At 70.5% G+C, this 17219-nt stretch carries 15 protein-coding genes; 9 read left to right on the top strand and 6 right to left on the bottom strand.

Annotation, left to right across the window (positions count from 1 at the left end):
- Positions 1-29 precede the first annotated feature (29 nt).
- From NIE79_RS06790 to hpf, 3 genes are all read left to right on the top strand, one after another.
- Positions 30-1808, top strand: coding sequence for an LpqB family beta-propeller domain-containing protein (locus NIE79_RS06790; protein ID WP_238677773.1), 1779 nt, complete (start codon positions 30-32; stop codon positions 1806-1808).
- Positions 1809-1845: 37 nt separating this feature from the next.
- Positions 1846-2520: a ComF family protein gene (locus tag NIE79_RS06785; protein WP_238677772.1), complete on the top strand. Its 675-nt coding sequence runs from the start codon at positions 1846-1848 to the stop codon at positions 2518-2520.
- A 246-nt stretch (positions 2521-2766) separates the two neighbouring features.
- Positions 2767-3402 (top strand): ribosome hibernation-promoting factor, HPF/YfiA family, encoded by a 636-nt coding sequence (gene hpf / locus NIE79_RS06780; protein WP_196921222.1) that lies wholly within the window; start codon positions 2767-2769, stop codon positions 3400-3402.
- Positions 3403-3469: 67 nt separating this feature from the next.
- Here hpf and NIE79_RS06775 read toward each other — a convergent pair whose 3' ends face one another.
- Complete coding sequence (locus NIE79_RS06775; protein WP_238677730.1) at positions 3470-4582, bottom strand: GNAT family N-acetyltransferase; 1113 nt, start codon at positions 4580-4582, stop codon at positions 3470-3472.
- Positions 4579-5730, bottom strand: a complete 1152-nt coding sequence (locus NIE79_RS06770) for a GNAT family N-acetyltransferase (protein WP_238677729.1) — start codon at positions 5728-5730, stop codon at positions 4579-4581. The genes NIE79_RS06775 and NIE79_RS06770 overlap by 4 nt, the downstream gene beginning before the upstream one ends.
- Before the next feature lie 168 nt (positions 5731-5898).
- Between NIE79_RS06770 and secA the strand changes: the two genes are divergently transcribed.
- Entirely contained in the window at positions 5899-8823 is a 2925-nt protein-coding gene (gene secA, locus NIE79_RS06765) for a preprotein translocase subunit SecA (RefSeq protein WP_238677728.1), read from the top strand.
- Between the two features lie 134 nt (positions 8824-8957).
- Here secA and NIE79_RS06760 read toward each other — a convergent pair whose 3' ends face one another.
- The gene (locus NIE79_RS06760; protein ID WP_238677727.1) at positions 8958-9554 is read right to left on the bottom strand and encodes an Rv3235 family protein; all 597 of its coding nucleotides are present in this window, start codon (positions 9552-9554) and stop codon (positions 8958-8960) included.
- Between the two features lie 200 nt (positions 9555-9754).
- Positions 9755-9982 (bottom strand): helix-turn-helix domain-containing protein, encoded by a 228-nt coding sequence (locus NIE79_RS06755; RefSeq protein ID WP_030490852.1) that lies wholly within the window; start codon positions 9980-9982, stop codon positions 9755-9757.
- A 217-nt stretch (positions 9983-10199) separates the two neighbouring features.
- Between NIE79_RS06755 and NIE79_RS06750 the strand changes: the two genes are divergently transcribed.
- The gene (locus NIE79_RS06750; RefSeq protein ID WP_238677726.1) at positions 10200-10709 is read left to right on the top strand and encodes a DUF6912 family protein; all 510 of its coding nucleotides are present in this window, start codon (positions 10200-10202) and stop codon (positions 10707-10709) included.
- A 19-nt stretch (positions 10710-10728) separates the two neighbouring features.
- On the opposite strand, the gene NIE79_RS06745 is transcribed toward NIE79_RS06750, so the two are convergent.
- Both NIE79_RS06745 and NIE79_RS06740 read right to left on the bottom strand, forming a co-directional pair.
- A complete protein-coding gene (locus NIE79_RS06745; protein WP_238677725.1) occupies positions 10729-11415 on the bottom strand; it encodes a Type 1 glutamine amidotransferase-like domain-containing protein in 687 nt (228 codons plus the stop codon).
- 20 nt (positions 11416-11435) lie between these two features.
- Positions 11436-12569 (bottom strand): hypothetical protein, encoded by a 1134-nt coding sequence (locus tag NIE79_RS06740; protein ID WP_238677724.1) that lies wholly within the window; start codon positions 12567-12569, stop codon positions 11436-11438.
- 291 nt (positions 12570-12860) lie between these two features.
- On the opposite strand from NIE79_RS06740, the gene pruA reads away from it, so the two are divergent.
- The 4 genes from pruA (at position 12861) to ftsE (ending at position 17167) form a co-directional block, all read left to right on the top strand.
- Positions 12861-14489: an L-glutamate gamma-semialdehyde dehydrogenase gene (gene pruA, locus NIE79_RS06735; protein WP_238677723.1), complete on the top strand. Its 1629-nt coding sequence runs from the start codon at positions 12861-12863 to the stop codon at positions 14487-14489.
- Between the two features lie 177 nt (positions 14490-14666).
- The gene (locus NIE79_RS06730) at positions 14667-15182 is read left to right on the top strand and encodes a PadR family transcriptional regulator (RefSeq protein WP_238677722.1); all 516 of its coding nucleotides are present in this window, start codon (positions 14667-14669) and stop codon (positions 15180-15182) included.
- Between the two features lie 64 nt (positions 15183-15246).
- Entirely contained in the window at positions 15247-16368 is a 1122-nt protein-coding gene (prfB, locus tag NIE79_RS06725; RefSeq protein WP_238677721.1) for a peptide chain release factor 2, read from the top strand.
- Positions 16369-16486: 118 nt separating this feature from the next.
- Entirely contained in the window at positions 16487-17167 is a 681-nt protein-coding gene (ftsE, locus tag NIE79_RS06720) for a cell division ATP-binding protein FtsE (protein ID WP_030331491.1), read from the top strand.
- Positions 17168-17219 lie beyond the last annotated feature (52 nt).

The raw sequence follows: 17219 nt of genomic DNA, 5'->3' as shown, positions 1-17219 counted from the left end.
GGCCAACTGTGCTCGCGGCTCTCGGCGTGATGGTGCTGCTGGGCGCCGGCTGTGGCATCCCGGCGGCATCCGATGTGCGGGTGGACGGCAAGGGCGGCGCCGCTACCGAGGCCGGTGTGATCAGTCGGGGCAGTGAGCCACCGACGCGGACGGCCAGCGGCAGCGTCAACGAGACGTTCGTTCGCAACTTCCTGTCCGCCGCCGCAGGCGAGCCGGATCGGGCGTACGAGCGGGTCAAGGCGTTCATCGCCCCGGAGGACAAGATCCGCCTACAGGACAAGAAGGGCAGCGAGGTCGCGCTGAACGTGGTCCGGCTGCGCGAGGCGGTCTACACCGACAACCGCGACAGAACCACGACCGTGAAGATCGCGGTGCAGCAGATCGGGGTGCTGCGGACCAACGGCACCCTGGCCCCACCGGTGGCGACCGAGACGGAGTACGAGTTCGGCCTGCGCAGCGCGGCCTTCAACAGCGGCGTCAACGAGGACCGGGCCGGCCTCTACATCATCAACCCGCCCAACGTGCTGCTGCTCAGCGACACCGCACTTCGTCAGTACTACCAGGACGAGACGATCTACTTCTGGAGTTCGGACCGCAGTCGCCTGGTGCCCGACCAGCGCTACCGGCCGCAGGCTGTGCCGGTCGAGCGGCAGGTCAACGAGGTGGTGAAGTGGCTGGTCGGCGGCCCCTCCGACTGGTTGCGCCCGGGGGTCGTCGGGCTGCCGGACCGCACCGAGCTGATCAACAACGCCACCGGCGGGAACGGTCGGTGGGAGGTCAACCTGGACATGTCCGGTGACGACCAGAACGGGATCGACCAGTTGATCACGCAGATCGCCTGGTCGTTGGGCGACCTCACCGGCCAGCTGGAGTTGAAGATCCGCAACAACGCGCAGCCCGTTGTGGAGCTGGGCGAGCGACGAGGCTCCCAGGTGCTCTACCCGCATGCCGCCAGCCCGCAGCGCTTCGGCGTGTACGACGGCGCGATCCACCCACTCGACTTCGAGGGCGAGCCCAGCGGCACTGTGCCGTTGACACCCGAGGCCAACCGCAACGTCGTCTCCGCCAGCCTCGGGCTGGCCAAGGACCGCCGGATCCTCGCCGCGATGGTGGTCGCCGGCAGCAGCAAGAACCGGTACCGACTCGCCGTCGGCACGGGCGCAGACCCGGTCTCCGTGCTCAGCCGCAGCGGCACCGACTACTCCGCGATCGGCCGACCGGTCTGGCTGCGTACTGTCGACAACCGCCCCAGCCGCGGCCTGGTGGTGGCCGACGGGCAGCTCTACCGGTTCGACGAGGCAGCCCGGATGTATCCGGTGCCCCTCAACCTGCCCTCCGCCGGGGTCACCGCGGTGGCCGCCGCGTTGGACGGCCAGCGGGTGGCGCTGATCGCCGGCGGCCGTCTCTACGTCGCCGCTGTCAACCTCGACGGCGGCGGGGTCTCCATCGGCCCGCCCCGAGAGTTGGTCACCTCGCTGACCAACCCGACGGCTGTCGACTGGGGCAGGGAGGACCAGCTCGTGGTGGCGGGGTCGGTCGGCCAGCCGGCGATCTACGAGATCAGTGTCGACGGCGCCCTGGAGACGCCGCTGAAGACCGAACTCGGCGCCAAGGTCACCCACCTGACCGCGTACCCGACCAACCGCAGCGTGCGGGCGCCCAGCGGGGCCTACATGTACGAGGCGAACGGGGTGGCCTACCGCAGCAGCCCGTTCGAACGGATCGAGCCCGGCCGGGTACGCGACATCGCCCCGGTGCCGACAGGTGTCCGGCCGAGCAACCCGTCGGCGCCGTTCTTCCTCTACTGACACGGTGAGCGGGCTCTGGGCGGACCTCGCCGACCTGGTGCTGCCCGCCGACTGCGCCGGTTGTCGGGAGCGCCGACCCGGCCTGCGGCACGGGGTCTGCCCAGCCTGTGTCGTGGCGCTGGGTGAACTGCGGCCCGGGGCGGTCCGGCCCACCCCCGCCCCGCCGGGCCTGCCGCCCTGCGTCGCCCTCGGTCCGTATGCGGGTCCGCTGCGCGAGGCTCTGCTGGCGTACAAGGAACACGGCCGGCACGGGCTGGCCCGCCCGCTCGGCGCGCTGCTCGCCGAGGTCGTCGCGGCGGCTGTCGGTGGGGCCCGCCCGCTGGCGTTGGTTCCGGTCCCGGACACCGCGGCGGCGGCCCGGTCCCGCTACGGGGACCACCTCGACCGGCTGGCCCGGCACTGCGCGGCCCGGCTCCGCCGCAGCGGTTGGGCGGTGCGGGTGCATCGTCCGCTGCGGGCGTTGCCCCGGCCCGACTCGGTCACCCTGGACAGCGCCGGGCGGGCGGCGGCGGCCGAGGCGGCCTTCCAGCCCCGCTCGACCGGGCCCGTCCGGGGGCGTGCGGGGGGTGTGGCGCCGGTAGTGGTGCTGCTCGACGACATCGTCACCACCGGCGTGACCCTCGCCGCCGCGAGCCGGGTGTTGACCGTGACGGGATGGGCACCGAGTGTCGCGGTGGTGCTCGCGGCGACCGAGAAAAGACACCAGTCGTAACCGATAGTGTTTCCGTTTCACCCGTTGGTGTATGAGGTGCGAAAAATCCTGGGTGGTCTCGGCAACATGGGGTGACTGTCGGGCAAACAAGAGTTAGCGTTTCGCTGTCGGGGGTAGGAGGTCGTTCCAACCACCCTCGGCGGTGAGAGGAGGCGTAGCCGTACCAACCGGTCGACGCCAGCGGGTCTCCCCACGGCGCGCGGCCGGGTAAACCGGATCGAAGACCGTCCGAACAAGGGAGGTCACGTGGACATCGTGGTCAAGGGCCGAAACGTCGAAGTGCCGGACCATTACCGGGTACACGTAGCCGAGAAACTCGCGAAGATCGAACGCTACGACCACAAACTCATTCGCGTTGATGTCGAGCTGTTTCACGAGCGCAATCCGCGCCAGGCCGACCACTGCCAGCGGGTGGAGATCACCTGCGTTTCCCGGGGCCCGGTGATCCGGGCCGAAGCCTGCACCAACGACTTCTACAGCGCCCTCGACGCGGCCATCGCGAAGCTCGACACCCGACTGCGCCGCGCGGCCGACCGCCGCCGCGTACACCGGGGCCGGCACGCGCCGATCTCCGTCGCCGAGGCCACCGCGGGCCTGCCGGTCGCGGACCTGGTGCCCAGCGCGCTGAGCGCGCCGAGCGATGGCGCCCGCGCCGGCACCGCTGTCGCGGAGCGCGTCGAAGAGGAGCACGACGACCAGCCGTGGCACATCGCCCGGGAGAAGGTGCACCCGGCCGAGCCGATGACCATCGACGACGCGTTGTTCGAGATGGAGCTGGTCGGCCACGACTTCTACCTTTTCCAGGACAAGGAGTCCGGCCGCCCCAGCGTCGTCTACCGGCGTCACGCGTACGACTACGGCATCATCTCCCTCGCCACCTGACCGGTAGCCGATCCGCGTCGATCATGGGGTTGTGGTGGGGAAACGCCCACCACAACTCCATGGTCCGTCAGCGGAGGTCGGCGGGGAGCAGCGCGAAGGTCAGGTCGTCCAGGCGGGCGCCGGCCAGCCCTGGCAGCCGGCCGCGCTGAACGGCCTCGCGCCGAAACCCGACCCGCTCCAGCACCCGGTGCGACGCGGTGTTGTCCGGCACCGTGCCCGCCGACAGCCGGGCGATACCGGCCGGGCCGAACGCCCAGCCCGCGAGCAACCGGACCGCCCGCGTCGCGTACCCCCGGCCACGCCAGTCCGGCAGCAACGCGTAGCCGACCGACGCCTCGCCGGCGGCCACGTCGGTGTACGACAACCCGCAACTGCCCACGGGCTCCCCGCTGGCCACGTCCGTGATCAGCAGCCGGGCGATCTCGCCGGTCAGCCAGCCGCTCTGCGCGAGACGACAACGCCGCTCCATCGCCTCCCGGGTTGGCGGCACCGGCGGCGCCTGGTTCGCCACCACCTCGGGTCGGCTGTGCAGCAGGTACATCAGCGCCGCGTCGTCCGGCGCGAGCGGGCGCAGCGCCACCACCTCGTCGGTGAGCACCCCGCCGGGCAGGTCGGGCAGCAGCCGGGCGACCGGGCCGGGCGGATCACCGGCGACGCGTACCCAGGCCAGCAGATCGTGCCGGCCCCCGTCGCGGGACGCACCGGCCGACCGACGCAGACCCTCGTAGCGGAAGCCGGCGGCCAGCGCGACCCGCTGGCTCGGGCCGTTCTCCGGCTCGGTGAGCAGGTCCAGTCGGGCCGCCCCGGCGTCGAACGCGTGCTCGCTCAGCGCGCGAGTCGCCGCGGCGGCCAGCCCGCGACCGCGCGCCGCCGGCCGCATCCAGTAGCCAATCTCCAGCTGACCCCGGGCGGGCACCGGGTTGTTCAACCCCACCGCGCCGAGCAGCCGATCGGTCGCGGGGTCCGCGACGGCGTACGCCGTGCCGCCGCCGGTCCAGGCCGCCGGGGCGCCGATGTCGATCCACCAGCGGGCATCGGTCTCGGTGTACGGCCGCGGCAGGTTCGACACGAATCGTTGAGTCAGCGGGTCCGCGCAGCCGTCGACCACGTCGGCACTGTCCTGCGCGCGAAAGGGGCGCAGCCGCACCCCGTGCGCCTCGACGACCGGCCGCAGATTCATCCCAGATCCTTCGCGAGAAGCGCACCGACCCACACGTCCACCCGTTCGCCCCGGTGCTGCACACCGCCGCGGGCGGTTCCCTCGATCAGGAAGCCCGCCTTCTCCGCCGCCCGACGGGAGGCGGTGTTGCCCACGTTCGCCTTCCACTCGATTCGCGCCAGGCCCAACGTGCTGAAGCCCCAGGCGCTCAGCGCGACCAGGGCGGCGGGCAGATAGCCCCGACCCCGGGCCGTCGGCGCGGTGACGAAGCCGACGTCGGCCACCAGCGGGTCGGCGGGGGAGAGCCGCACGTCGAGCGTGCCCGCGTACCGGTCGTCGGGGTCGGCGATCACGAAGCAGGCGGCGTCCCCCCGAGCCCAGGCGTCCCGGCCGTAAGCCTGGTAGCCCTGCGCGTCGGCGTGCTCGTACGGGTCCGGCACTGTCGTCCAGTGGATGGTTTCCGGGTCCCGGGAGGTCTGCACCACGGCGTCCAGGTCCTGCTCCTCCATGGGCCGCAGACGAAGCTCGCCGGCCTTGGATTCGGCGAACAGAACCGGCTGCGGGCGGCCGAAGACGGCGGCCCGCCGGGCGGCGAGGGTGCCCGGTCCGGCCGGCCCGGTCGACCCGGCGGCCGGCACCTCGCCGGGCAGCAGCGAGCCGATCCAGCCGTCCGCGCTGCCGTGCAGCGCCGGGTTGGCCAGCCGCAACCGGCCGTCGATCCGGAAACCGGCCCGGAGGGCCACCAGCCGGGAGGCGTGGTTACCGACCTCGGCCTGCCAGATGAGTCGGCGAAGCCCGAGGGTGTCGAAGGACCAGCGGGCCACCGCCCGGGCGGCCCGGACCATGACGCCCCGACCACGCGCCCAGGGCGCCGTCCAGTAGCCGATCTCACCGGTGCCGTCCTTGTCGATCGAGATCAGCCCGCTGGAGCCCAGCAGCTCCCCGGTGCTCGGGTCGCAGACCGCGAACGGTGCCCCGGTGCCCTCGGCCCAGGCCGTCCGGCTCATCTCGGTGACAAATCCGTGCGCGTGTTCCGGCCGGTACGGGCGCGGTACGGTGGTCCAACGCTGAATGTCCGGGTCCTGGCAGGCTCGGTGCACGGCCTCGGCATCCGTCTCTCGCCAGGGCCGCAGCAGCACGCCGTCCTCGATGATCTCCACAGGCTCCACTCGTGCATCCTGCCGTAGCGTTCGCCGACGGCGTAACCGGATAACGTTTGGAGCGTGCGTCGGACGCGAGTTATGTCGGGTTCGGCGGGGTCGAGCACCGCCACCAGTGACCATCGCGCCGATGGAGCGCCTACGATGGTTCGAGACTGTCTAGGGGAGCGTTGATCCGTGTCGATTCTGGAAAAGGTCCTTAACGCGGGCGAGGGCCGCATGGTGCGACGGCTCAAGGCCATCGCCGCCGCCGTCAGCTCGATCGAGGACGACTACGTCAACCTCACCGACGAGGAACTGGCCGGCATGACCGAACAGTTCCGGGAGCGGCTCGACGAGGGTGAGACCCTCGACGACCTGCTGCCGGAGGCGTTCGCGGTGGCCCGCGAGGCGGCCGCCAGGGTGCTCGGCCAGCGCCCGTACGACGTCCAGGTGATGGGCGGCGCGGCGCTGCACTTCGGCAACATCGCCGAGATGAAGACCGGTGAGGGTAAGACGTTGACCTCGGTCATGGCCGTCTACCTCAACGCGCTCTCCGGCAAGGGCGTCCACGTGATCACGGTCAACGACTACCTCGCCCAGCGTGACGCGGCGTGGATGGGTCGGGTGCACGAGTTCCTCGGGCTGACCGTCGGCGTGGTGCTGCCCAACCGGCCGGCCACCGAGCACAAGGCCGCCTACGAGTGCGACATCACCTACGGCACCAACAACGAGTTCGGCTTCGACTACCTGCGCGACAACATGGCGTGGTCGAAGGACGAGCTGGTGCAGCGCGGGCACAACTTCGCCGTGGTCGACGAGGTCGACTCCATCCTGATCGACGAGGCCCGCACCCCGCTGATCATCTCCGGCCCGGCCGAGCACTCCGCCCGCTGGTACGGCGAGTTCGCCGGCGTTGTGGCCCGGCTCCAGCCCGGCACCGACGGTGAGGGCGACTACGAGGTCGACCACTCCAAGCGCACCATCGCGGTGACCGAGCGGGGTGTCGCCAAGGTCGAGGACCGGCTCGGCATCGACAACCTGTACGAGTCGGTGAACACTCCGCTGGTCGGCTACCTCAACAACGCCATCAAGGCCAAGGAGCTCTACAAGCGCGACAAGGACTACATCGTCAGCGACGGTGAGGTCCTGATCGTCGACGAGTTCACCGGTCGCATCCTGCACGGCCGTCGCTACAACGAGGGCATGCACCAGGCGATCGAGGCCAAGGAGGGGGTGGAGATCAAGCAGGAGAACCAGACCCTGGCCACGATCACCCTCCAGAACTACTTCCGCCTCTACGAGAAGCTGTCCGGGATGACCGGTACGGCGCAGACCGAGGCGAGCGAGTTCAACAAGGTCTACAAGGTCGGCGTCGTGACCATCCCGACCCACCGCCCGATGGTTCGCGAGGACCGGCCGGACGTCATCTACAAGACGGAGAAGGCCAAGTTCAACGCCGTCATCGAGGACATCGCCGAGCGGCACCAGATGGGCCAGCCGGTGCTGGTCGGCACCGTCTCGGTGGAAAACTCCGAGATCCTCTCCCAGTTGCTGCGCCGACGCGGCATCCCGCACAACGTGCTGAACGCCAAGTTCCACGCCCGGGAGGCCGAGATCGTCGCCCAGGCCGGGCGTAAGGGCGCGGTCACCGTGGCCACCAACATGGCCGGCCGCGGCACCGACATCCTGCTCGGTGGCAACCCGGAGTTCCTCGCCGCGAACGAGCTGCGGCAGCGCGGCCTCGACCCGCTGGAGAACGAGGAAGACTACGCCAAGGCGATGGAGGAGGTCCTTCCCACCTGGAAGCAGGCCTGCGACGCCGAGGCGGATGAGGTCTCCGCCGCCGGTGGCCTCTACGTGCTGGGCACCGAGCGGCACGAGTCCCGGCGGATCGACAACCAGCTGCGCGGTCGCGCCGGCCGGCAGGGCGACCCGGGCGAGTCCCGGTTCTACCTGTCCCTTCAGGACGAGCTGATGCGGCGCTTCCGGGCCGGCGCGGTCGAGGCGGTGATGGAGCGCTTCAACATCCCGGAGGACGTGCCCATCGAGTCGAAGATGGTCACCCGGCAGATCAAGAGCGCCCAGGCCCAGATCGAGGGCCAGAACGCCGAGATCCGCAAGAACGTGCTCAAGTACGACGAGGTGCTCAACAAGCAGCGCCAGGTCGTCTACGCCGAGCGGCTCCGGGTGCTCAACGGTGAAGACCTCTCCGACCAGGTCCGCAACATGATCGACGACACCGTCGAGGCCTACGTGCGAGGCGCCACCTCCGACGGCTACGGCGAAGACTGGGACCTTGAGCAGCTCTGGTCCAGCCTCAAGCAGCTCTACCCGGTCGGCGTGACGATCGAGGAGCTGGAAGAGGAGGCCGGTGGCTCCCGGGCCGGCATGGACGCCGACTTCCTGGTGGCCCGCCTCAAGGAGGACGCCAACGCCGCGTACGACCGGCGTGAGGAGGATCTCGGCACCGAGGGGGTGCGCCAACTCGAGCGGATGGTGCTGCTCCAGGTCATCGACCGCAAGTGGCGCGAGCACCTCTACGAGATGGACTACCTCCAGGAGGGCATCAACCTCCGGGCGTACGCCCAGCGCGACCCGGTGGTGGAATACCAGCGCGAGGGCTTCGACATGTTCGCCACCATGATGGACGGCATCAAGGAGGAGACCGTCGGGTTCCTCTACAACGTCGACGTCCAGGTGACCGAACCGGAGCCCGAGGAGGGGGCCGACGAGGTCACCCTGCTCGACAAGCCGGTGGAGATCCGGGCCAAGGGCCTCAACCAGGCACCGCGGCGGCAGGGCCTGCAATACTCCGCGCCCACCATCGACGGTGAGGCCAGCCCCGGCGCGGTCGCCGTGGAGCAGGCCCAGCAGCAGGCTCCGGCGCTCGGTGTGGGCCGACCGGCTCAGGGTGCTCCGGCGGCACCGGGGCAGAGCGCTCCGTCCGCTCCGCAGCGGCCGGCATCCGGGCTGCGGGGCCCGACTGTTCCGTCGGCCGCCCGCCGGCCGGCACCGAACCAGGCGGAGGCGAGCAACGGCCCGTCCCGCAACGCGCCGTGCCCCTGTGGCTCGGGCCGCAAGTACAAGCGCTGCCACGGCGCACCCAACGGCGGCAACTGACCAACAGCACCTGCACCGAGAGCGTCTGCGCCGACAGCAGCCGCACTGACAGCGTCTGACCGACGGGTCCCGGCCTACCCTGGCCGGGGCCCGTCGGTGTCGTTGAGCCCCGTTGACGACCGGGGCAGGTGTGGTCAGAGCACGTGTAGGGCGACGCAGAGCCAGCGGCCCCGGCGATGTTCGAGACGCAGTGCCATCGCCCAACTGCGGCCGCCCGCGCCGCTGAGGACGGCCGCCGCCTCCACCGCGGTCTCCTGGGGCTCGCAGACGCGCAGGCGTAGCAGCCGGACCAGTGGTCGGCCGGTGCGGCGGCGGGATGTCCCGGCCCGGCCGGGTGCGCGGGCGAGTTCGGTCAGCAGGTCGCCCGCTCTGGCCGGGTCGAGCAGCGCTCGCACCTGGGCCGGCGAACGGTAGCCGTTGACCACCTCCAGGCAGGTGCCGACGAAACGGTGCGCGGCTCGGGTGGTTTCCGGCACGGTCGACGGCGGCAACGACGCCACCGGGTGGGTGATGGTGGACCGGCTGGTCACCGAGCGCAGGGCCGCTCGCCGTTCCGGCGGCCGGACCGGGCTGGGCCGGGTGGAGGCGAACAGGTCGAGGGCTAGCTGGCCGTCGGTCGGCGCCGGCCAGTACGACCCGTCGGCCTCGTCAACGTACGGCGGGTCGAAGGGCGGGACGGGGAGCAGCCGCACTGGTGGTCGGGAAGGACCGGGTCGCGCTCCGCTCATCATGGCCCCCTTGATCTTGCGTTTGCCTTCGTTTGCCTCCGACCAGCTCGATTCTGGGCGACAGAACGGCCCCGGTCAATGGCTCGATGGCAGCCTCCGCCCGACAAAGCGCATGATCCACTCGGGTTCCTGGGTGTCGCGGGGTCCCAGCAGCTCGGATACCCCGACTTCCGCAAAACCGAGTGGATCACGCCCCGCGCGGGCTACTCGGGGTCGCGGTCGACCAGCGGATTGCTCTGCACCCAGTCCGCCGTCTCGTCGTACTTGCGCGCTATGTATTCCTCCAGGCGGGCGCGCTCGACGCGCCACTGGCCGCGCCCGCCGATCTTGATCGCCGGCAGTTCTCCGCTGCGCACCATGTGGTAGACCTGCGAGTCCGACACGTTGAGCTCGGCGGCAACGTCGGAGAGCAGCAGGAACCTCGGCTCCACAGAAACTCCCGGGGTTGATGTCGTTTGGCTCAGTTTGCCACCGACAGCCCCCGCCGCCCAGCACCGGACCGGGTCGGGGGCGAGGCCAACCACGCGGGACACACCGGCGGGGAGCTTCCTCCGGGCGGAGGCGGGGTGTATGACGGTCACGGCGTGCGGCATGATCTGCGCCCGTGCCGGCGGCCGCCGGTGAGAGGACGACGCGGGGAGACGACCGGTGACCGACGAGCTTGTCCGGGTGTACGTGCCGGCGACCGTACCGATGCTGGCCCGGCTGCGTGAGGAGGGGCTGGCCACCGACCAGGCGCACGCCGTGACCCCGGCGCTGCGCGAGTGGTACGCCGAGGGTGACGAGGAGGAGTTGGAGTACGTCGCCTTCACCCGGGCTGCCCAGGACGCCCTGCACCTGCTCCGGGCCGACCCGACCGCTCCCCGCCGACGCGTCGTCGTCTCGGTCGACCTACCGTCGGCAGCGATCGGTCGTGGCGACGGTGAGCTGGGCTCCAGCACCGTGACGTTGGCCGACGCCGTGCCGGTGGGCGCCGTCGCGGCCATCCACGTGGACAGCGCGGACGCGGCCGAGGAGATCGGCGCGGCGGCCGACGTGGTGGCCGAAGCGGCGGCTGGTGACCCGGACGCCCAGTTCACGGTCGACGGCGCCGAGGACCACGAGTTGGAGTGGTACGACGTGACGGAGCTGGACCAGTTGCTCGCCGCGACCGACTGAGCCGGATGCCGCCCCTCGGTCAGGGGTTGATCAGTCTCCAGTCGCCTTCGGAGATGACGTCAACCGTGCCATCGGCCACCTTGATGGCGGTGTTGTCGTCGATGGCGTACGTCGGGACCGGGATCCCGGACGCCCACTTCTGGACGTGGGACAGCTTGACGTCCGCCATGTCCGGATGATTGAGGTGGGGGTACAGGGTGAAGTCCACCAGCCCCAGTGCCCGGTCGGCGTCCTGCGCCATGTCGCTGCCGTCCGGGACGAACCCGAGGTCGAATTCGGCGTCGCAGTTGTAAGCGGTGACCGCGATGCTTCCGGCGCTGACCCCGACATAGACAGTGTCACGCAGCGACGGCAGGAGGTCGGCCAGGCCCGATTGACGCAGCCAGTAGGTCAGGTACAGCACATCGCCGCCCCAGACGAGGATGGCGTCGGCCTCCCGGACCGCCGGGACCCAGTTCTCTTCCCGAATGGTCGGCAGCGCGGTGAGCTCCAACAACCCCAGGGATTTCCAACCGAGCTGGGTCAGCGGGATGTCGGCCCGGCCGTAAATCGCCTTCCAGGCCCTCTCCGCTCCGCCGGGGAAGGGGTGGACAGCGGTGGGGATGAACAGGGCCGTCGACTCGGCGATCGGCTTGCCCAGCAGATCGACGAGTGCGTCGGAGATGCTCGGGTTGCTGATGCCGCCCGACGTGAGAAGGAACTTCATGACATCCGCCTCTCGCCGGGTCAGCGAGCCGGGTCCGCCTTCGCCGGGCCCGCGTCGGACGTCTCAGCCGCGTCGTCGTCGAATGTCTCGGTCGGGTCGGCGTCGAACGCCTTGGCGTAGCCCGGCTTGTCGTCCTCCGGGGCGATCTGGTCCGCGACGGGGTTCGGGCCGTCGGCCGGTGCGTCGTCCTCGCTGTGGGCCGGGCTGAGCGTGCGGCCGAACGCGATGAGCGCTGTCAGCGCCCCCACGAAGAGCACCCAGATGCCGTTGTCCACCCGCGAGGTGCCCAGCGAGGTCTGCGCCACGGCGTCCGCCTCGCTGAGCGCGCTGGCGAGGTCGAGCAGCGACCGGCCGCCGATGCGGATGATCACTTCGGCGAGCAGCAGGAGGAGCCCCGGCCCGGCCCCGGCGAGCAGGTATGCCGGCCAGCGCAGCGCCGGGGTCTCCGGGTCGCGGCGGACGGCGCGACGCCGCGCCCAGGTCAGGTAGCCGAAGGCCAGTAGCCCGGCGAGCAACCCGGCGACGAGCGATTCGGTACGGGACACCCACTTCGCCGCGTTGATCAACGATTCCTGGCTGTCGCCGGCGCCGAAGAGGTCGAACAGCGGGTCCCGGGCGCGGCTGAACGCGACCACGAAGATCAGCGTGCCCAGCGCGGCGGTGACCACAGCGCCGATCGCCGGGGCGGTCCGCGCGCCGGCCAGCGCGCCCCCGATGATCGCCGCGGCCGCCGTGGTGCCGGCGATCACGTTGGTGGTGGACGTGTCGAAGTAGGTGAGGTTGATGGCGACCGCGGCAGCGAGCCCGACCAGCATTCCGCCGCCGATCGCCCCGGCGAAGCGCAGGGTGGCCCAGTCGCCGTACCGGCGGGCCAGCAGGTTGCCACCGGCCAGCGCGACGGCCGCCCCGGCCACCAGCGCGGCCGAGATCACGCCGGGTAGGGCGAACGCGGAGAGGCTGATCGCGGTGACCCCGGCCGCCGCCGAGGTGATGGCCTCCCGGGTGGACCAGAGCATGGCGGCCAGCCAACCGAGCGCCAGCAGCGCGAGCACTGCGGCGCCGGGGGCGGGCAGCGGCCGACTGCCGGCGCTGACCGGGTCGACCGCCGGCTCGTCCGACTCAGCGGCCGGGACGCGGCCGGGCTGCTTGGTCATCGTCTCCCCTTCGAGGCGGCAGGTCACCGACCATTCAGGGTACGCGGGCCCGCTGGGCAGCCTGTCGCCCCGGGACGGCGGGACGGATCGAGGCCGGTCGGTAAGGGGAGGAGGGGTGGGGCGGTCCTTGGCGCAGGGCGGTGGCGGACGTGGGGCGCGTGGCCCGTCGTGGGAGAATCACGGGAGGTCCCGCCGCTGCTCGGCCTCCCGTGTGGCGTCCGGTGTCCGGCCATCCGGTCGGTGCCCGCGGGTCCGGTTTCGCCACTGCTGTCGAGATCGCCAGGAGCCTTGATGGATGCCGTGTTCTCCGTTCCCGAGCCGCGCAACGAGCCGGTTCGCAACTACGAGCCGGGCAGCCCCGACCGGGACCGGCTCCAGCGGCGGCTGACCGAGCTCGCCGCCGAGCGCATCGACCTGCCGATGACCATCGGCGGTGAGCAGCGGATGGCCGGCGGTGACCCGATCAACGTGGTGCAGCCGCACCAGCACGCCCACGTGCTGGGGGTGACAGCGCACGCCACCCACGACGACGCGCGCGCCGCGACCAGGGCCGCCAAGGACGCCGCGCCGATGTGGCGGGCGCTGCCCTTCGAGGAGCGCGCCGCGATCTTCCTGCGCGCCGCCGAGCTGCTCGCGGGTCCCTGGCGGGACACGCTCAACGCCGCCACCATGCTCGGCCAGTCGAAGACCGCGATCCAGGCGGAGATCGACGCGGCGTGCGAGTTCATCGACTTCCTGCGGTTCAACGTGCACTTCGCGCGTCGCCTGCTCGAGGAGCAGCCGGCGTCCTCGCCCGGTGTCTGGAACCGCTTCGACCACCGCCCGCTGGAGGGCTTCGTCTACGCGGTCACGCCGTTCAACTTCACCGCCATCGCCGGCAACCTGCCGTCGGCGCCGGCCCTGCTGGGCAACACCGTGGTCTGGAAGCCGGGCCCGACCCAGCAGTTCGCCGCGCACTTCACCATGCGGCTGTTCGAGGCCGCCGGCCTGCCGCCCGGCGTGATCAACATGGTCACCGGCCGGGGCGAGGAGGTCTCCGATGTCGTGCTCGCCGACCCGGATCTGGCCGGCATCCACTTCACCGGTTCGACGAAGGTCTTCCAGCAGTTGTGGCGGACCGTGGGCGACAACATCTCCCGTTACCGGGGCTACCCGCGCCTGGTCGGCGAGACCGGCGGCAAGGACTTCGTCGTCGCGCACACCAGCGCCGACGTGGACGCGTTGCACACCGCGCTGATCCGCGGCGCGTACGAGTACCAGGGCCAGAAGTGCTCGGCGGCCTCGCGGGCGTACGTGCCGCGCTCGATCTGGGAGGGTGGGCTGCGGGACCGGCTGGCCGCCACCGCCGACTCGCTGACCTACGGTGACGTGGCCGACTTCGGCAACTTCGGCGGCGCGGTGATCGACGACAAGGCGTTCGCCCGGCACACCGCCGCGCTGGAGCTGATCGCCGGCGACGACAGTTGCCGGGTGCTGGCCGGTGGCACCGCCGACGACTCGGTCGGCTACTTCGTGCGACCGACGCTCTTCGAGTGCGGCGACGCCGCCCACGAGACCTTCACGACCGAGTACTTCGGGCCGATCCTGGGCGTGCACGTGTTCGACGACGCCCGGTTCGACGAGGTGGTCGCGCAGGCCGAGTCGATCGCCCCGTACGCGTTGACCGGCTCGGTGTTCGCCACCGACCGCCGGGTCGTCGAGTCGGTTGGCGAGCGCATGCGGTATGCGGCCGGCAACTTCTACATCAACGACAAGCCGACCGGCGCTGTGGTCGGGCAGCAGCCCTTCGGTGGCGCCCGCGCCAGCGGCACCAACGACAAGGCCGGCTCCTGGCTCAACCTGGTCCGCTGGGTCTCCCCGCGGACGATCAAGGAGACCTTCGTGCCGCCGACCGACCACACGTACCCCCACATGGGCTGACCGGCGCGGACCCGCCGGCGGCGCGCGTGGGCGCCGCCGGCGGACGCCCGGAATGTGGCAATCCATCGATAGTCCTCAGCGGACAGTCTGCCGCCGACAGTGCACTTAGGAAGTCCTGTCGGGTGGCAAACCGGCAAATCCTGGACGCCGGGTGCGCAAAGTGGCAGCGTAGTGGGCATGGCGGATTCCGGAGTCAACCCTACGGCGGCGGCCCTGCTCGGCCTCCTCCATGAGGGCCCGATGACAGGCGGTCAGTTGATGGCCGCCGCTGAGCGCCGTCTGGCGCCGTACTGGTCGATGACCCGCAGTCAGGTGTACCGCGAGTTGCCGGTGCTGGCTGAGCGGGGTTTCGTGCGGCTCGGTAAGCCGGGCCCGCGGATGAGCCAGCCGTACTCACTCACCGCCAGCGGAAAACGGACGTTTTCCCGCTGGCTCGCGGAGAACCCGGGGCGGGACACCATCCGCAACCCGATAGCGCTCCGGATGGCCTTCGGCAACCTGCACTCCGCCAGCCAGCTGAAGGGCCTGTACGCCTCGGCCAACGAATACCACACCGAGGCCCTCGCCCAGGTCCGGGAACAGGTGAAGAACGCCAAACGGGACGGCGAGACGTACGACGCCAGCGCGCTGGAGTTCGCCGTCGCCTACCATCGGGCGGCCCTGTCGTGGTTGAAGTCCGCCCCCGTCGGGTGACGTCCGGCAGATTCGCCGACAGCAAACGCGCTGCTCCGGCCGCGGCACAGTACGCTTGTCTGTCGTGACCGCTGCCGATTACGCCGAACAGCTCAAGGAACTCGACGCGACCCTGCGAAACATCGAGGCCGTCCTCAACATCGACCGTCTGCACGAGGACAAGGCCCGCCTGGAGCAGGAGGCCTCCGTCCCCGATCTGTGGGACGACCAGGCCAAGGCCCAGCAGGTTACCTCGCAGCTGTCATACGTCAACGGCGAGATCAGCAAGCTGGGCAGCCTACGTTCCGGCCTGGACGACGCCCAGGTGCTGCTGGAGCTGGCCGAGGCCGAGGCCGACCCGGGTGTGCTGACCGAGGTCGAGTCGGAGATCACCGGGCTGACCAAGGCCATCCAGGAGATGGAGATCCGCACCCTCCTCTCCGGCGAGTACGACTCCCGGGAGGCGCTGGTCGCCATTCGGGCCGGCGCGGGTGGCGTGGACGCCGCGGACTTCGCCGAGATGCTGCTGCGGATGTACCTGCGCTGGGCGGAGCGGCACGGCTACCCGACCGAGGTCTACGAGACCTCGTACGCCGAGGAGGCGGGCCTCAAGTCGGCCACCTTCGCGGTCAAGGTGCCGTACGCGTACGGCACGCTCAGCGTCGAGTCGGGCACGCACCGGCTGGTCCGGATCAGCCCGTTCGACAACCAGGGTCGTCGGCAGACCAGCTTCGCGGGCGTCGAGGTTCTGCCGGTCACCGAGCAGACCGACCACATCGACATCCCGGAGAACGAGGTACGGGTCGATGTCTACCGTTCCTCCGGGCCGGGTGGGCAGAGCGTCAACACCACCGACTCGGCGGTGCGCCTGACGCACATCCCGACCGGCATCGTGGTGACCTGTCAGAACGAGAAGTCCCAGTTGCAGAACAAGGCCTCCGCGTTGCGGGTGCTCCAGGCCCGGCTGCTGGAGCGCAAGCGCCAGGAGGAGCAGGCCAAGCTCGAGGGGCTCAAGGAGCACGCGGCGGGCTCGTGGGGCGACCAGATGCGCTCCTACGTCCTGCACCCGTATCAGATGGTGAAGGATCTCCGAACTGAGCAGGAGACCGGCAATCCGAGCGGGGTCTTCGACGGCGATCTGGACAGCTTCATCGAGGCGGGCATCCGTTGGCGCAAGCGACGGCAGCTCGCCGGCGACGGTGCGTGACGGCGCGCGGGCGGAGCGCGTCGTCGATCTCCAGGTAGGAGCCTGATTCGACGACTCGTGCCGGATCGGCGGGGCGTGGGGCTTGGCTCAGTTGTTACACCGCGTAGACTCACCACCCGTGATTCAGCTTGAGCAAGTGACGAAGACGTACCCGAAGGCGTCCCGGCCTTCGCTCGACAACGTGTCCGTCTCGATCGAGAAGGGCGAGTTCGTCTTCTTCATCGGTCCATCCGGCTCCGGCAAGTCCACGATCATCAAAATGCTGCTGCACGAGGTGGCCCCCAACAAGGGCCGCGTCGTCGTCAACGGCAAGGACGTCACGTCGATGCGCTCGTGGAAGCGACCCCACTTCCGGCGTTCGATCGGCTGTGTCTTCCAGGACTTCCGGCTGCTGCCCAACCGCACCGCCTACGAGAACGTGGCGTTCGCCCTCGAGGTGATCGGCAAGACGAAGGCGGTTGCCCGCCGGGTCGTGCCGGAGGTGCTGGAGTTGGTCGGGCTCGGTGGCAAGGAGCACCGCTATCCGCACGAGCTCTCCGGTGGTGAGCAGCAGCGGGTCGCCGTCGCCCGGGCGTTCGTGAACCGTCCGCTGATCCTGCTGGCGGACGAGCCCACCGGAAACCTGGACCCGGACACTTCGATCGAGATCATGCGCCTGCTGGACCGGATCAACCGCACCGGCACGACCGTCGTGATGGTCACCCACGACTCCAACATCGTGAACCAGATGCGCCGCCGCGTCGTTGAGATTGAGAGCGGTCGCATCGTGCGTGACCAGGCCCGCGGCGTCTACGGGTGAGCCGGCGCTCCACCCCTGCGCAGCCTGACGACGAACACCTCATGCCGGAGAC

The organism is Micromonospora trifolii (assembly GCF_022229005.1).
GTDB lineage: Bacteria > Actinomycetota > Actinomycetes > Mycobacteriales > Micromonosporaceae > Micromonospora > Micromonospora trifolii.
The sequence above is the reverse complement of the archived record's forward strand: the minus strand, read 5'-3'. Positions and strand labels throughout refer to the sequence as shown.

Excerpts from the sequence above, each read along its gene's own strand:
- NIE79_RS06790 (WP_238677773.1), top strand. The coding sequence starts at position 30 with ATGGTGCTGCTGGGCGCCGGCTGTGGCATCCCGGCGGCATCCGATGTG.
- NIE79_RS06775 (WP_238677730.1), bottom strand. The coding sequence starts at position 4,582 with ATGAATCTGCGGCCGGTCGTCGAGGCGCACGGGGTGCGGCTGCGCCCC.
- NIE79_RS06760 (WP_238677727.1), bottom strand. The coding sequence starts at position 9,554 with ATGATGAGCGGAGCGCGACCCGGTCCTTCCCGACCACCAGTGCGGCTG.
- NIE79_RS06745 (WP_238677725.1), bottom strand. The coding sequence starts at position 11,415 with ATGAAGTTCCTTCTCACGTCGGGCGGCATCAGCAACCCGAGCATCTCC.
- NIE79_RS06740 (WP_238677724.1), bottom strand. The coding sequence starts at position 12,569 with ATGACCAAGCAGCCCGGCCGCGTCCCGGCCGCTGAGTCGGACGAGCCG.
- pruA (WP_238677723.1), top strand. The coding sequence starts at position 12,861 with ATGGATGCCGTGTTCTCCGTTCCCGAGCCGCGCAACGAGCCGGTTCGC.
- NIE79_RS06730 (WP_238677722.1), top strand. The coding sequence starts at position 14,667 with ATGGCGGATTCCGGAGTCAACCCTACGGCGGCGGCCCTGCTCGGCCTC.